Origin of the sequence: Bradyrhizobium sp. A11 (genome assembly GCF_042077125.1) — a bacterium.
Classification (GTDB): domain Bacteria; phylum Pseudomonadota; class Alphaproteobacteria; order Rhizobiales; family Xanthobacteraceae; genus Bradyrhizobium; species Bradyrhizobium japonicum_B.
In genome coordinates this window covers 6,210,793-6,226,311 of record NZ_CP149509.1, presented here as the reverse complement: position 1 = coordinate 6,226,311, position 15,519 = coordinate 6,210,793, and the positions used below count along the sequence as shown (strand labels likewise).

At 65.4% G+C, this 15,519-nt stretch carries 14 protein-coding genes; 4 read left to right on the top strand and 10 right to left on the bottom strand.

Annotation, left to right across the window (positions count from 1 at the left end):
- Positions 1–30 precede the first annotated feature (30 nt).
- Positions 31–1,158, bottom strand: a complete 1,128-nt coding sequence (locus WI560_RS29290) for a TRAP transporter substrate-binding protein (protein WP_375305952.1) — start codon at positions 1,156–1,158, stop codon at positions 31–33.
- Positions 1,159–1,555: 397 nt separating this feature from the next.
- Positions 1,556–1,777, bottom strand: a complete 222-nt coding sequence (locus WI560_RS29285; RefSeq protein ID WP_028134113.1) for a dodecin — start codon at positions 1,775–1,777, stop codon at positions 1,556–1,558.
- Between the two features lie 147 nt (positions 1,778–1,924).
- On the opposite strand from WI560_RS29285, the gene WI560_RS29280 reads away from it, so the two are divergent.
- Complete coding sequence (locus WI560_RS29280) at positions 1,925–2,806, top strand: DMT family transporter (RefSeq protein ID WP_375305951.1); 882 nt, start codon at positions 1,925–1,927, stop codon at positions 2,804–2,806.
- An 18-nt stretch (positions 2,807–2,824) separates the two neighbouring features.
- Here the strand turns inward: WI560_RS29280 and WI560_RS29275 are convergent, their stop codons facing one another.
- The 6 genes from WI560_RS29275 to WI560_RS29250 all read right to left on the bottom strand — a co-directional run bounded on the left by WI560_RS29275 (position 2,825) and on the right by WI560_RS29250 (position 10,379).
- Positions 2,825–3,382 (bottom strand): HNH endonuclease, encoded by a 558-nt coding sequence (locus WI560_RS29275; protein WP_028134115.1) that lies wholly within the window; start codon positions 3,380–3,382, stop codon positions 2,825–2,827.
- A gap of 215 nt (positions 3,383–3,597) precedes the next feature.
- On the bottom strand, positions 3,598–4,575 hold the full coding sequence (locus WI560_RS29270) for a peptidyl-alpha-hydroxyglycine alpha-amidating lyase family protein (RefSeq protein WP_375305950.1): 978 nt from the start codon (positions 4,573–4,575) through the stop codon (positions 3,598–3,600).
- A gap of 144 nt (positions 4,576–4,719) precedes the next feature.
- Positions 4,720–6,480: a flavin-containing monooxygenase gene (locus tag WI560_RS29265; protein ID WP_375305949.1), complete on the bottom strand. Its 1,761-nt coding sequence runs from the start codon at positions 6,478–6,480 to the stop codon at positions 4,720–4,722.
- A 155-nt stretch (positions 6,481–6,635) separates the two neighbouring features.
- Positions 6,636–8,162: an acyl-CoA synthetase gene (locus WI560_RS29260; RefSeq protein ID WP_375305948.1), complete on the bottom strand. Its 1,527-nt coding sequence runs from the start codon at positions 8,160–8,162 to the stop codon at positions 6,636–6,638.
- A 22-nt stretch (positions 8,163–8,184) separates the two neighbouring features.
- On the bottom strand, positions 8,185–9,369 hold the full coding sequence (locus WI560_RS29255; RefSeq protein WP_375305947.1) for an ABC transporter substrate-binding protein: 1,185 nt from the start codon (positions 9,367–9,369) through the stop codon (positions 8,185–8,187).
- A 35-nt stretch (positions 9,370–9,404) separates the two neighbouring features.
- The gene (locus WI560_RS29250; RefSeq protein WP_375305946.1) at positions 9,405–10,379 is read right to left on the bottom strand and encodes an NAD(P)H-dependent flavin oxidoreductase; all 975 of its coding nucleotides are present in this window, start codon (positions 10,377–10,379) and stop codon (positions 9,405–9,407) included.
- 179 nt (positions 10,380–10,558) lie between these two features.
- On the opposite strand from WI560_RS29250, the gene WI560_RS29245 reads away from it, so the two are divergent.
- The gene (locus tag WI560_RS29245) at positions 10,559–11,446 is read left to right on the top strand and encodes a LysR family transcriptional regulator (protein ID WP_375305945.1); all 888 of its coding nucleotides are present in this window, start codon (positions 10,559–10,561) and stop codon (positions 11,444–11,446) included.
- Here the strand turns inward: WI560_RS29245 and WI560_RS29240 are convergent.
- Positions 11,443–12,096, bottom strand: coding sequence for a DNA-3-methyladenine glycosylase family protein (locus tag WI560_RS29240; RefSeq protein ID WP_375305944.1), 654 nt, complete (start codon positions 12,094–12,096; stop codon positions 11,443–11,445). The two genes, WI560_RS29245 and WI560_RS29240, sit on opposite strands and share 4 nt — an antisense overlap.
- Positions 12,097–12,280: 184 nt before the next feature.
- On the opposite strand from WI560_RS29240, the gene gluQRS reads away from it, so the two are divergent.
- Both gluQRS and WI560_RS29230 read left to right on the top strand, forming a co-directional pair.
- Positions 12,281–13,153 carry a tRNA glutamyl-Q(34) synthetase GluQRS gene (gluQRS, locus tag WI560_RS29235; RefSeq protein ID WP_375305943.1) on the top strand — a complete coding sequence of 291 codons (873 nt, stop codon included), beginning with the start codon at positions 12,281–12,283 and terminating at the stop codon, positions 13,151–13,153.
- A gap of 104 nt (positions 13,154–13,257) precedes the next feature.
- The gene (locus WI560_RS29230; protein ID WP_375305942.1) at positions 13,258–14,529 is read left to right on the top strand and encodes an ATP-binding protein; all 1,272 of its coding nucleotides are present in this window, start codon (positions 13,258–13,260) and stop codon (positions 14,527–14,529) included.
- Here the strand turns inward: WI560_RS29230 and WI560_RS29225 are convergent.
- On the bottom strand, positions 14,456–15,349 hold the full coding sequence (locus WI560_RS29225) for a YihY/virulence factor BrkB family protein (protein ID WP_257179540.1): 894 nt from the start codon (positions 15,347–15,349) through the stop codon (positions 14,456–14,458). The genes WI560_RS29230 and WI560_RS29225 overlap by 74 nt on opposite strands.
- Positions 15,350–15,519: the final 170 nt, after the last annotated feature.

The following is a 15,519-nucleotide window of genomic DNA, read 5'->3' as shown; positions in this document are numbered from 1 at the left end:
ACGGCCTCGTGCGATGCGCTGCGACAGCGGTCAGACCTTGAGCACGCCCGGGAAGTGATGCTCGAAGGCGCCGCGGTAGTCCGTCGCGTTGTTCATGTTGTAGTAAACCACGCGGCGCACCCATTCCTTCTGCGAGTCCATCACCTTCTTCATGAACGGATCCGAGCCGAGCTGGGCGATCAGGCCGTCCCAGGCCTTGATCTGCGCGTCGAACACCGACTTAGGCGTCCGCTGGACGTTCACCTTGTCCTTGTTGATCAGCTCCTGCAGGTCCTTCGAATAATAATCCATGGCCTTCCACTCGTTGGCGGAGGACACGGCTTCGGCGGCGTATTGCAGGATCGCCTGCTGCTCCTTCGGCAGCCCGTTGAATTTGGTCCGGTTGAACATGATCTCGAAATATTCCGTCGCCTGATGGTGGCTGCCCATCATGTAGTTCTTGGCGACGTCCTGTGCGCCGAAGCGTCGGTCGGAGGTCGGATTGTTGAACTCGAATCCGTCGATCACGCCGCGCTCCATCGCGGGCACGATCTCGCCGCCCGGTAGCTGCGCGACGGATGCACCCATCGCCTGGAAGAGATCGGCGGCAAGGCCCACCGTGCGATACTTCAGGCCCTTGAGATCGGCGTCGCTGGTGATCGGCTTCTTGAACCAGCCGAGCGGCTGGGTCGGCATCGGCATGGCGAAGAAGCTCTTGATGTTGACGTTCATGATCTTGGTCTGGAGCTCCTCGAACAGCTCCTTGCCGCCGCCGTTGTGGATCCAGCCGAGGCCTTCGTTGGCGTTGAAGCCGAACACGGGACCTGTCCCGAACAGCGACGCTGCCTTGTGCTTGCCGTACCAATAGACCGTCACCGTGTGGGCCGCGTCGATCTGGCCGCCATGAACGCCGTCGAACACCTGGAACGGATGCACGACTGAGCCGCCGACCAGATAGTCGATGCGCAGCCGGCCTCCGGCCATCTCGTTGACGCGCTTCACATAATCTTCGGCCATCTCGTTGAAGACATCGGCCTTGCCCCACGAGCCCTGCATCTTCAGGGTGGCTGTCTGCGCCCGGCTCACTTGGGGCATGGCGATGGCAGCAGCGCCGGTCGCGCCGGCGGTCAGCAGGAATTTGCGACGAGTCGATCTGGTCTTTTCAGACTTAGCAATCATGGACGTCCTCCCTGGCGGCCTGGTTTGTTCGAATGCGCTTGGTGCGCTTCGTTTATGACCGCTGGAGGTATGCCGCATTCCAGCGACTTTGATCACAGTTTGGACGCAATGCCGGCATCCGACAAGCTGCGCGATGTCGCATTTTGAATGTCGGCGAGCTTTTTGTTTGCGGGGAGCCGCATATTCGTCGCGTGTCGCAGCGCAGCAAATGCAGACGCTCTCTCAGACCTGGGAGAGGTCGCAGGCTTGGAGACGTCTCAGATTTGGGAAAGCTGCGTGTGCACCGCCGAAACGGACCAACGGCTGGTCGATGGCAATGACGTTCGAAGGCGAGCTGTTCAGCGTCACCCGCAGCTGCGCCGGCAAGGGCAGCATTCGCTTCGGCCGGTGAGCGCCGTCATTCCTCTAGTGTGAAGCCGACGCGCAACGTGACCTGATAATGGCCGACGGCGCCGTTTTCGATGTGGCCACGAGTCTGCACCACCTCGAACCATTTCATCTCGCGAATGGTCTTCGAGGCGCGGCTGATCGCGTTCTGGATTGCGTCCTCGATCGAGGTCTCCGACGATCCGACCAGATCCAGAATCTTATAGACATGATCTTTTTCAGCTGCAGCCATGATGGCCTCCATGGGTTGTGCGGCGGCACGCATCGACGCGTGAGCTCCATTTGAACGACCGCCAGGCGGTCCGGTTCCGTTCTGCGCGATGGCCCGCATGCGCCGGCCGCGGTGGAGCGGGCCGCGCCGGCCTGCTAAGCGCTATGCATGGATATGACGCGGCGTGACAGGACGATCGGCTCTCTCTGCCTTTGCGTAACAGCGTTCGGCTGGGCGTTGAACTGGCCGCTGATGAAGCTGCTGCTCCAGCAATGGCCGCCGCTGTTCGCCCGCGGCCTTGCCGGGGTCTGCGCCTCGCTCATTCTCGGTACCCTGGTGCTGAGCCGGAAGGAATCGTTCGCCGTTCCGCGCGAGGCCATCCCACGGCTGGTGTTCGCGACCTTCACCAACGTCTTTGCCTGGATGGGGCTCGGCACGGTCGCGATGAAATATGTGACGGTGAGCGAGGGCGCCCTGCTCGCCTACACCATGCCGATCTGGGCGATGCTGTTCGCCTGGCCGGTGCTGCACACGCGGCCGACGCCGCGGGATATCTTCGGGCTGGTCCTCGGCGTTGCCGGCGTCACGCTGCTGCTGAGCGGCAACGGTTTTGCGTTCGGCGCCGACAAGCTGCTGGGCATCGTGCTGGCGCTGCTCTGCGCCATCCTGTTCGCGCTCGGCAACGTGCTCAACCGCAAGCCGCTGCCGATGCCGCCCTTGGTTGTCGTCGCCTGGCAGGTCGGCCTCGGTTGCGCAACGATGCTGGTCCTCGGCATGCTGTTCGAGCATCCCGACGTCACCGCCATCACCCCACTGGGCCTCGGCTGCTTCGTCTACATGACATTGGTGCCGATGGGCGTCTGCTACGTCACCTGGTTCGAGACGCTGCGCCGCCTGCCTCCGACCACGGCCTCGACCGGCATGCTGATCGTGCCCGTGATCGGCGTGGTCTCCGCCGCCATCATTCTGGGCGAACCGCTCGGCTATCGCGAATGGACGGCAATGGCGCTCACGCTCGGTGGCGTGACGCTGGCCTTGCAGCGGGGATAAGGCGCGACCTCGCGCCCCTTACGGATCCAGCTCCGTATCCCAGTAGAGATAGTCCAGCCAGCTGTCGTGCAGGTAGTTCGGTGGAAACAGGCGGCCGTTGCGGTGGAGCTGGTGCACGGTCGGCGCGAACGCGTTCTGGCGCGGAAACATCTTGGCTTGCGCCGGCGTCAGGTTGCCCTTGCGCAGGTTGCAGGGCGAGCACGCCGCGACCACGTTCTCCCAGGTGGTCTGGCCGCCCTTGCTGCGCGGGATGATGTGATCGAAGGTGAGGTCCTCGGGCGAGCCGCAATATTGGCAGGCGAAACGATCGCGCAGGAAGACGTTGAACCGGGTGAAGGCGGGGTGGGTGGTCGGCTTGACGAAGGATTTGAGCGAGACGACGCTCGGCAGCTGCATCTGCAGCGTGGGACTGTGGACGGCCTGGTCGTAATGAGCGACGATGTTGACGCGGTCGAGGAACACCGCCTTGATCGCGTCCTGCCACGACCAAAGAGACAGTGGGTAGTAACTCAGCGGCCGGAAGTCCGCATTCAGCACCAACACCGGCCAACTGCCTTGCGAGACATGTGCGTTCAAGTAACGCTCCCGGCCTCCAATATACGCTGCGAAGCAGCATGTACTGACATACTACATGCAGCGTGACGGGATTGTGAAGCCCGTTGAGCGACTTATTCAGGCGCAAGCATTGCGGCGGCGGGGTGGCAAAAGCGCTCAAAACGCCGCGATCTGCGGAGGGCACGCGGCGGGCGCGGAACTGCTTCTTGTCCGGGGGGCGCGGCGTGCCGCGGCGGCTACTCCCGTACCCGCTCCAGCTTCTGCAAGCACCGCGTTGCGCGCACGACGGCCGGCATCTCCTGGTCCGGAAAGCTCGTCTTCCAGTCGGTGACGCCGACCTCGCCGACATAGATGTCGCCCCGCGAATCCAGCGCGATGCCATGGGGCGCCAGGAATTTGCCGCTGGCGACGCCCGGACCAGCCTCGCCGCCGAGCCGCGCGATGCGCTCGCCCCTGGCGTTCACGATTGACAGCCGCGGCCCGAGATTGGGCACCTTGCGGTTGACCGCCAAGCCGGGGCCGAGCTCGCCGATCACGAAGGTCGGGTTCTTCGCCCCGCCGCAGCAGCACAGCGCACAGGGCCGGTGAAGGTTATTCCACTGCGTCTCGTACCTGCCCTCGCCATCGAACACCTGGACGCGATGGTTCTCGCGGTCGGCGACATAGACCCAGCCGTCGGTGTCGGTGGCGATATTGTGCACGATGTTGAACTGGCCGGGATCGGTGCCGGGCTCGCCCCAGCTCTTGATGAGCTTGCCGTCGGGCGTGAATTTGTGCACGCGCGCATTGCCATAGCCGTCGGAGACGTAGATCTCGCCCTTCGGCGACAGCGCGGTATGCGTGCAGCGGTGGAACGGCTCGCCGCTCATGAACGGCGTCGGCTTCTCGGGAATGCCGATCGTCAGCAGCACCTTGCCGTCGGTGGTGCATTTGCGCACGGTGTGGTCGCCGTCATCGGTGCAATAGAGATTGTCGTCCGCATCGATATGCAGGCCGTGCGCCCGGGAAAATAGTCCTTCGCCCCAACTGCGCAGGAAATTGCCGTCGCGGTCCAGCACCACCATCGGACGGGCGCCGCGGTTGAAAACGTAGATGCGATCCTTGCTGTCGACCGCAACCGAGGCGACGTCGGTGAGTTGCCAGCCGTCCGGGAGCTTTGCGAAGTTTTCGACCACGCGATAGCGGTGCTCGCCGCTGCCGAGAATGGCTGGCATCAATCTCTCCTCCTGTCATTCCGGGGCACGCGCAGCGTGAACTATGATGCGCAATTGCGCATCTGAGAATCCATTGTGCGGCGCATTTCGTGGTTGGATGGATTCCGGGCTCGCGCTGCGCGCGCCCCGGAATGACCACTAGGTTTACGTCCGCCCCAAAATCCCTTCCTCGATCGCCTTGATCTGCAGCGCCAGATATTTCGAGTTGATGCGGCACTGCGCGAGGCTCCCGGCGATGAACCACAGGCCGGGCTGCGCCGTGCGCGCATACATGTTGCGCAGCTCGAAGCCGTCGCCAAAGCCCCAGATCGGGCCGACGCGGTCGGCCACGCCATCGCCGAACAGCCTCCGAACGAGATATTCCTGTGGCTTGTAGCCGGTGGCGAGCACGATGAGATCGGCCGCAATGGTGGAGCCGTCCTTCATTCGTGCGCCTTCGGCGACGAAGCGCTCGATGTCGTCGAACTGCCTGAGCTTGACCTTGCCCTCGACGATCAGGTTGGAGCAGCCGACGTTGAAATAATAGCCGCCACCGCGGGTGAGGTATTTGAATTGCCAGCCGGTGCCAGCCTCGCCGAAGTCGAGCTTGAAGCCGACGCGCGAGAGGCCGTCGAGCAGCTCCTTGTCGAGTTGCTTCGATTGCTCGGTCAGCATGACGTGGGTCTTCTTCGCGAGCGGCGTCGGCATCGAGGCCGCGATCAGGTCGTTGTCCTCGAGCGTGCCTTCATTGTAGGTCGCATAAGCGAGCTGCGCCGACGGCTCGATATTGGTCACGAGCGTGGGCGAGCGCTGCACCAGCGTCACCTCGGCGCCGCTGGAATAGAGATCTTGCGCGATGTCATGGCCGCTGTTGCCGGTGCCGACGATGATCGCGCGCTTGCCGGCCCAGCTCTCGCCGTCTTCGTAGCGGCTGGAATGCAGCAGCGCCCCCGTGAAATTGGCGAGGCTCGGAATCTCCGGAATGTTGGCGATGCCGCTGACGCCCGTCGCCATGATCACGTGGCGCGGAAGCATGGTGCGCTTGCTGCCGTCGGCGCGGCGCAGCGTGACGGTCCAGCGTCCCTTCGCCTCGTCATAGGCGCCGCCCTCGAATTCGGTGCCGGTCCAGAAGTTCAGCTCCATCGCATCGACGTAAGCCTCGAACCAGTTGGCGAGCTTGTCCTTGGGGATATAGGTCGGCCAGCTCGGCGGAAACGGCATGTAGGGCAGGTGATTGACCTGCACCTGGTTGTGCAGCGTCAGCGCATGATAGCGCTTGCGCCAATTGTCGCCGATCCGCATTTCGCGATCGACGATCAGCGTGTCGACCTGCAACTGCTTCAGCCGCGCTGCGATCGCAAGTCCGGCCTGGCCGCCGCCGACCACCAGCACGGCCGGATCGCGATCGGCATAATCGCGCGAGGCGTTGCGCAAATCGAGCCAGTTCGGCCCGCGGAAATCGCGCGAATAGGCCTGGCCGCGCGGCCGCGAGGTGCCGAGTTGCTCCTCGAAGCCTTTGAGCTCGTCGAGCGCGGTCAGCAGCGTCCAGGCTTTCAGGCGATCGTCGTCGGTGCCGTCGGGTGCGAGCCGCACGATACCGCTGCCGCGCCCGATCGCGGTTTCGAAATCGAAGATCGCCTCGACGCAGTTGCGGCCAGCGCGCGTGACCCAGCGCGGCGGTGCGCGGTGGGGCGCGATCTTGAAATTGGCTGGTGCCGACTTGGGCGCGAGTGCGGCCAGCGCATGGGCAATGGTGTCGCGGCCGGCGAGCGTTTGCAGGTTCCAGCTCAGCGCCAGCACGTCGCGCCAGAAGCTGTCGGCGAGGAAGAGATGGTCCAGCGCGGGTTCGGGCTTGCTCAGCGTTCGCTCGAACGCGTCGAGCCAACCCTGCGCGGATGCGGCAATATCCTTCGTCCTGTCCAGCATGCGCGACCTCGTGGCCGTCTTGGCGGCGTTTCCTCTGTCGAGGCTATACGGTTTCGCAGGCCGCCAAAAGCCGGTGACCCGCGCAATGCCGGCATATGGCACTGCTCGGACGGTATGTGCCGGAGATGCTTCAGGGAGGGTTCGGCGACGGGTGGCTAAGGCCCACCGGACCTCTGGTCCGCCCAATAGGGATCGCGCAGCTTGCGCTTGAAGATCTTTCCGGTTGCCTCGCGGGGCAGCGCGTCCAGGAACTGAATCTCCTTCGGCACCTTGAAGTTGGCCAGCCGGTCGCGCAGCCAGGCTTGCACAGCACCGGCGGAGAGCTGTGCGCCGGTGTCGGGCTCGATGCAGGCGCAGAGCCGCTCGCCATATTCCGCGTCGGGGATGCCGAAGACGGCGCAATCGCGTACACCCGGCATTCCGATCAGCACGTTCTCGATCTCGGCGGGATAGATGTTGACGCCGCCCGAGATCACCATGTCGCGCTTGCGATCGCACAGGAACAGATAGCCGTCCTCGTCGAGATAGCCGACGTCGCCGACGCTGACGAGGCCGTCGCGCCCTGCCTCGGCGCGGGCCCGCGCCTTGCCGTGATAATCGAAGTCGGGCACCGCGGTCTGACGCATGTAGATTTCGCCGACCTCGCCGGCGCCGCAGCGGCTGCCGTCGTCGCGAAAGATCCTGACGATGCCGCCTTCGATGACGCGGCCGACCGTGCCGGGCTTCTTCAGCGCCTCTTCGGCCGAATGCCAGACCGGGATGCCGGTCTCGGTCGAGCCGAAATATTCGTTGATGACCGGTCCCCACCATTCGATCATGGCACGCTTGATCTCGGGCGGGCAGGGCGCCGCGCCGTGCACGACGAAGCGCAGCGACGAAAGATCGTACCGCTGCCTGACTGCTTCGGGCAGACGCAACAGGCGCACGAACATGGTCGGCACCATGTGGATATGCGTCACGCTGTGGCGCTCGATCAGGGCCAGCAGTTCCTCCGCATCGAACCGCGCCTGGAGCACAATCGTGCAGCCGCAGCGGAACGCCATCATGCCGTAGGAATGCGGCGCCGAGTGATACATCGGCCCGTTGATCAGCACGACCTGGTCTTCGCGCGGCTTGATGCCGTAGGCGATCGCACCGACTCGTTCGGAGGCGGCGGCCTGTTCGGGCTGCATCGGCATGCGCCGCACGCCCTTCGGCATGCCTGTGGTCCCCGAGGTGTAGATCATCGCCGCGGCCCGGCGCGGCGGCTCCTGCGTTTCCGGATGGCCGTCGCGCCAGCGGTCCCAATCCGTCAGACCCGCCAGGACCTCGGTCAGCTCAGGAGGAGTTGCGAAGGTCGCCGCGAGCTCGGGCGGCGTCCGAACCACGAAGAGACGGACAGCCTCCGGAATGCCGCCGCGGATCTGCGGCAGCAGGTCGGCGTGGCAGACCAGGATCTTGGCACCGCTGTCGGACAGGATATAGCGGACCTCTTCCGCCTTGAGATGCCAGTTGATCGGCACCACCGGGCTGCCCAGCGCAGCGGAGGCCGCGACCACCTCGAACAGCGCGAAATCGTTGCGCAGCATCATGGCGACCGGGGCGCCCTCGGCAAGCCCGAGGGCGCGAAGGCCGCTTGCCGCGCGCCTGATGCGCGCCTGGATCTCGTCATAGCCGATCCGGCGTTCGCCGCTGATGATCATGGCGTGTTCCCTTCCGCGCGAGTCAGCGATCGTCGAGCACGTCGCCGAAGCCGACCCAGCTCTTGCCGTTGAAGCGCCGCAGCTGCAGCTGCTGGAACGGCAGATAGTCGTCTGGGCCGGTGCTCACACTGATGCCCGGCAGCAGCAGCGGCAGCTTCACCTCCTTCAGCGAGGCGGCCTGGCGCAAGATGTTGTCGCGGCTGACATCGTCCTTGCATGCCTTGAGGACCGTCATCAGCAGCGTCGCGTAATGGTAGCCGGCCGCGTAGTTGGAGTTGGAGAGATCCGCGGTCGGCATGTACTGCTTCATGAAGGCGAAGTATTCCTTCACGCCGGGATCGCCGGCCCATTGCGGGTCCATCGTGTCCTTCTGATTGCTCGACGAGATCAGGCCGACCGCATTGTCGAGCCCGGCGGGCTCCAGGAACGAGATCGACGAGGCAGAGGTCGGCACGAAGAACAGATCGGGCTTCCAGCCGATCTCGGCCACGCCCTTGATCATCTGCGAGGTGAACTTGCCGAGCACGACGCCGAACAGCACGTCGGCGCCCGACGCCTTCAGGGTCGAAAGCTGCGAGCTGATCGTCGGCGCGCTGGTCTCGTAGGTCTGCTCCGCGACGATCATGCCCGCGGCCTTGTCGCCGAGCGCGCGCTTGAAGCCGGCGACATAATCGCGGCCGAAATCGTCGTTCTGGGACAGGATGGCGATCTTCGCGCCGGGCTTGGTCCGCAGCACGTGCTTGGCGTAGACCACGCCCTCGGATTCGTAGGCGGCCATGCCGGGCATGGTCCACGGATATTTCTGCGGCTCGGCCCATTTCGTCGCGCCGGAGAGCACGAACAATTGCGGCACCTTCTTGCCATTGAGGTAGCGCTGCACGGCGCTGTTGGTGGCGGTGCCGAGCGAGCCGAACATCATCAGCACCTCGTCCTGCTCCACCAGCTTGCGGGTCTGCTCCACCGTCTTCGGCGGCGAGTAGGCATCATCCAGCGTGATGAACTTGACCTTGCGCCCGTTGATGCCGCCCTCGGCATTGATCTTCTCGAAGAACGCCTCCTGGGTCCGTCCGATCGCCCCGAAGCCTGATGCCGGACCGCTATAGGGCAGGGTCTGCCCGATCCGGATCTCGTCGCTGCCCTCGGCATGGGCGTTGCCGCCGGCGAACGCCAGCAAGGATAGGCCGAACAGTGCGGCTGCCAGCTTCATGGTATCCTCCCGTGTTGTCTTGTTAGTCCGGAACGTCAGGCGCTCGCGCGCATCAGGAAATCCTGCCTCGCCTGATCGAGTTCACCCTTCATGCGGTCGACGAGCTCGGCGACTGCGGGGACGTCGGAGATCTGACCGATGCCCTGGCCCGATCCCCAAATGTCCCGCCAAGCTTTCGATTTCATGTTGCCGCCGGAGCCGAAGTTCATCTTCGACTTGTCGGCGACGGGGAGATTGTCCGGATCGAGCCCTGCGGCCGCGATCGACGGTCCCAGATAATTGCCGTGCACGCCGGTGAACAGGTTGGTGTAGACGATGTCGTGCGCGGCGTGCTGCGTCAGCGCGGACTTGTAGGACTCGTCCGCATTGGCTTCCTTCGTGGCGATGAAGCGCGTGCCCATATAGGCGAGGTCGGCGCCGAGCGTCAGCGCCGAGGCAATGCCGAAGCCGTCGCTGATCGCGCCCGACAGCAGGATCGCGCCGCCGAACCATTGCTTGACCTCGCGCACCAGCGCGAAGGGCGACAGCGTGCCGGCATGCCCGCCGGCGCCGGCGCAGACCAGGATCAGGCCGTCGACGCCCTGTTCGGCCGCCTTGCGTGCATGCTTGACGTTGATGACGTCGTGGAACACGAGGCCGCCATAGGAATGCGCGGCCTCGACGATCTCGGCCGGCGGCCGCAGCGAGGTGATGATGATGGGCGCCTTGTGCCTGACGCAGGTCTCCATGTCCTTCATCAGCCGGTCGTTGGAGGCATGGCAGATCTGGTTGACGGCGTAGGGCGCGACCTTCTTGCCGGGATTGCGCGATTTGTATTCGTCGAGCTCGTCCTCGATCCGGCTCAGCCACTCGTCGAGCTTCTCGACCGGACGGGCGTTGAGCGCGGGAAACGAACCGACGACGCCCGCCTTGCACTGGGCGATCACCAGCTCCGGGCCGGAAACGATGAAGAGGGGTGAGCCGACGACGGGCAGCTCCAGGGAATTCCTGAGCAAGGCGGGTAGTGCCATCCGATCCTCCTGACGACGCGCGTCGGCGGCCTTCCGGCCGATGATCGAGCGCTTCCATGTCGATTGTCGCGCGGGCGGGTTCTCCCCCCTCGCGGTTTGGCGCACTATAGGGTTGGACGGGTGGCGCGAGATCGTTCAATATTGAACATAGGTCCATTCAGCTTTGAACGGAGCCGGTAGTGGATTGGGATCTCTGCAAGACCTTCGTCGCGGTAGCGGACACCGGCAGCTTCACCGCCGCGGCGCGGCGGCTGCACGCCAGCCATCCGACCGTCAGCCGCAAGATCGCGGCGCTGGAGGCGCAGCTCGGCACCAAGCTGCTGGCCCGCGCTGCCGACGGCCTGGTGCTCACCGCCGACGGCCGCACCTTGCGCGAGCATGCGGAGGCGATGGCTGCCGCCGCGCTGCGCGCCGAGGCCGCCGTCGGCGCCGGCGGCCGCAAGGCGCGCGGCACGGTCAAGCTGTCGATCGGGGCGACGCTGGCCTCGCACTGGCTGATGCCGCGGCTGCGATCCTTCCTCGAAGCGCACCATCACATCCGGCTCGAGATCATCACCCATCCGTTTCCAGCCAGCGTGCGGCGCCGCGAGGCCGACGTGGTGCTGCGTCCGGTCGACAGCGGCGAGGAGAACTTGGTTGGCCGCAAGATCGGCCGTCTCGGCACCGGCTTCTATGCCTCGCGCGACTATGCGGCCGGCCGGTCCTTGCCGGAACGCAGCGGCGAATGGAAGGGCCACAGCGTCATCGGCTTTGCGGATCAGGACTCCAACGCGCAATTGGCGCGTTGGAGCGATGCGATCACGCGCCAGGGCACAATGGTGATGCGCTGCTCGTCGCAGGGCGACATGCTGGCGGCGGTGCGCGCGGGAATCGGGATCTCCGCGCTGTCCTGCTTCGTCGCGGAGAGCTATCCGAACCTCGTGCGCGTCGCACCGCAGAAGCTCGTCAGCGTCGCCGATCTCTGGCTGCTCGCCCATCCTGATCTGGTCGAGCTGTCCGCAGTGAGGGCCGTGGTCGATTTCGTCGCCAAGTGCGCCCGCGCCGATCGCGAGCGGCTGCGGGGCTAGTTTGAGCCCGCGAGCACGCCCTCGCGCTTCTTCACCGCGCGATAATAGCTCCACCACAAATGCGCCGCCGCGCCGCGCAGGGGACGCCAGGGCTCGGCGAGCGGCGCCATCTGCTTTTCCGTCGGCCGCGCCTTGAGGCCGAGGCCGATCCTGATGCCCTCCTGCACCGCGAGGTCGCCGGCCGGCCAGGCATCGCCATGACCGAGGCAGAACAGGAGGTAGACGTCCGCGGTCCAGGGGCCGATGCCGGGCAGTGCGATCAGCGTGTGATGCGCGGCGTCGGCGTCTTCCTCGGCCAGCACGTCGAGGTTCAGCCGCTGCGCGTTAATCTCGCGCGCGAGATGCTTCAGCGTCTTGATCTTGGCGGCGGAGAGGCCGAGCCGCCCCAGCCGGTCGGCGCGGGCGCGGCGCACCGCGTCATGGTCGAACGGATCGAAGGCCGCCGACAGCCGACCCCAGATCGCCGCGGCGCTCGCGGTCGAGAGCTGCTGTCCGCAGACGATATGGGCAAGCCCCGCAAAGCCCGGCTCGCGCCGCCGCAACGCCGGCATGCCCGCGATCTCGAGCACCGGTTTCAGGCGCGGATCGCGCTTGATCAGCGCGTGGACGGCTTCTTCGAGATCGGATTGGGTTTCGAGATGGATGGTCATGACAATTTGGCGAGCTCTCTGTCGTCATGGCCGGGCTTGTCCCGGCCATCCACGTCTCTCTGGCCACCGAGCATGTTTAGCATGGGAGAGCGTGTCCGTAAGTCCGTGACCTTGACACGCTCGCGTTGTGATACCGAAGAACGTGGATGGCCGGGACAAGCCCGGCCATGACGAGTTCTTTCGCATGGCACCACCCGTTTTCCGATTCGCCCCTAGCCCCAACGGCCACCTGCATCTCGGCCACGCCTTTTCCGCGCTGCTGAATTTCGAGCGCGCGCAGGAGACCGGCGGGCGGCTGCTGTTGCGGATCGAGGACATCGACGCGACGCGTTGCCGGCCGGAATATGAGGCGGCGATCTATGAAGATCTCGCTTGGCTTGGAATCTCCTGGGAGATGCCGGTGCGGCGGCAGTCGGAGCATCTCGCCGATTATCGCGCCGCGCTGGATAGACTGTCGGCGCTCGGTCTCGTCTATCCCGCCTTCGAGAGCCGGGCTGAGATCGCAAAGCTCGTTGCCGCACGCGAGGCCGACGGGCCGTGGCCGCGCGATCCCGACGGTGCGCCGCTTTATCCTGGCGATGCCAGATCATTGTCGGCTGACGAGCGGTCGCATTTGATCGCGTCAGGCGCGCCCTATGCGCTGCGGCTCGACATGCAGGCCGCCTGCCGCCATGCCGCCCGTCTGAGCTGGAGCGAGCTGGGTGAGGGGCCTGATCGTGAGCGCGGCACCGTGCCGGCGCGACCGCAGGCCTGGGGTGACGTGATCCTCGCCCGCAAGGAGATTCCGACCAGCTATCATCTGTCCGTCGTGGTCGACGACGCGCTGCAGGGCGTCAGCGAGATCGTACGGGGTCAGGATCTGTTTCATGCGACCTCGGTGCATCGCCTGCTCCAGGTGCTGCTCGGCCTGGGCGAACCGGCCTACCACCATCACCGGCTGATTTGCGACGGCGAGGGGCGGAAGCTGTCGAAATCGAGCCGCTCGACCGGTCTGCGCGACTTGCGCGCGGCCGGCGTCACGCCTGCCGGTATCCGCCAGCTGGTGGGATTAGGTTAAGTTTCTCTGGGGGTTAGCGAAACGTCGCCGTGACTCCGGGTGTTTCGCCGTGCCATGCTCGGCAACAGCCCGGGGGTCCGAAGGGGATACTTCGAAGGGGATTCATGGCGGCGAAGAAGCGCCCAGCGCGCACCACGAAGACGTCCAGGCGGCCGCCTCGGAAGCGGCCCGGGGCGGCTGGGCAGGTGCGCAAGCGCAGCACCAGGACGGTCACGCCTGATGTGGTCCAGGCGGCGCTCGCCGCCTTTGCTCATGAAGTTCGCACGCCCCTGACCGGCATTCTGGCGATCAGCGACCTGCTCGCGACCTCCGATCTCGGCGAACGGGAGCGGCGCTGGGCCGACACCATCAAGGCCGGGGCCGAGCATCTGGCGAGCCTTGCCACGCTGTTCGTCGATGCAGCCAGAAGCGGCAAGGGGGCGGCGAAGGGCGGCAGCACGCTGCGGCAGGACCTGTTCGACCTGCGCACGCTCGCCCGCAGCGCCGGCGATTCGCTTGCGGGGCGCGCCGCGGCCAAGGGTCTCCAGGCCCAGGTCGAGATCTCCGATAAGGTCCCCGGCCTCGTGGTCGGCGATCCCGTCCGCCTGCGCGCGGCGCTCGAGAACCTGATCGACAATGCCGTGAAATTCACGGACCAGGGCGGCGTGGCGCTCGCGGTCGCTCCCACCAGGGGCAAAGAGATGGGCAAAGCCAAAGGCAAGGACAGGGTCGGCATCGCTTTCGCGGTGTCCGACAGCGGCATCGGCCTCACCATGGGCGAGATCAAGCGGCTGTTCCGCCCGTTCACCCAGGCCAACGTCACCATCGCCTCACGCTTCGGCGGCGCCGGCCTTGGCCTATCCTCGGTCAAGCAATTGGCGCGGGCGATGGGCGGCGACATCACCGTCGCACCGCGCCGCGGTGGCGGCGCCACCTTCACCCTGACGGTATCGCTGGATGCCACCGGACCGGACAAATCCAGCAAGGCGAAGGACGAGGCCGGGACAGATGCGGCCGCGGCGCTGCGCATCCTCAGCGTCGAGGACAATCCGTTCGGCCGCGTCGTGCTCAACACGATCTTGACCGAGCTCGGCCATCATGCCGAGTTCATCGGGCGGGGCGAGGACGCCGTCGGCCGGCTGGCGCAAGGCGCGTTCGATGCGGTGCTGATGGACATGGTGCTGCCGGGCATCGACGGCGTCGAGGCCATCAGGCGGATTCGCACCATGGAGGCGCCGTTGGCCCGGATCCCGATCATCGGGGTGTCCGGCCGCGGCGAGGACGAAGCGGCCTCGCGCGAAGCCGGCGCCGACGCCTTCCTGGTCAAGCCTGTGTCTCCGAGGGCTTTAGCGACTGCGCTGCTTGAAGCGACACGCCGTGAGGAAGCCGCGACTTGATTATCGCGGCGTTGAGCTCGCCGCCGTAAACGAAGATCGCGGCGATGAAGTACAGAAACACCAGCGCGATGATCACCGAGGCAAGCCCCGCATACATGGTCACGTAATTGTTGGCGAAGCGCGCCAGATATTGTCCGAACACGATGCTCGAGATCAGCGAGGCCACGATGGTGAAGACGATGCCCGGCAGGATCTGGAGGAAGCTGCGGCGCCCCGCCGGCAGCCAGGCGTGCAGGATGAGCAGCGCCACCACCAGCGCGCCGATGGAGATGCCGTAGCGCACCCAGGTGAGAATGCTTTCGTTGGATTCGACGAACAGGGGAATGTGGCGCCGCGTCGCTTCGATGATCAGCGGGCCGAGCACGATCAGGAACGCCATGGCGAGCGCAGTGAAGGCCGCGATGATCGTATAGGCAATCGATTCCAGCCGGAGCCAGTACCAGCTCCGCATCTCCACCACCGCATAGGCGCGGTTGAGTGCGACCCGCAGCGCCTCGACACCGTTGGAGGCGAAATAGACCGAAAGCGCCGCGCCGATGGTGAGCAGGCCGGTGCGGGTGGTAGTCAGCACGTCATGGACCTCGCCCGAGATCGAATCGGCGACCTGCTTGGGCCAGACCTGGAGCATCAGGCTTGCGGCCTGGTCGGCGAGCTCCTTGGAGCCGAAGAAGCCGGCCAGCGAGGTCAGCACGATCAGGAACGGGAACAGCGCCATCAGCGTCGACAGGGCGATGTGGCTTGCGATCGCCCAGCCGTCGTCAGCCAGGAACGTGTAGAACGCATCCATCGCGACGACGTAGATGTAGCGGACGGCTTTCACTGGACGCCCCGTACTGCTCCCGCGCGCCGCAGGCGGGGAGAGGGGAAGACGGTCGATGCCGGATGCAAATCGGAAATCATGCAGCCAGCTTCTGACATTATCGGCTTAAAAGCCAGATCGCGAAGCGCCGCGCCTCGCTCAGCGCGGTCGCAGCGCATCGCCCCGAAATG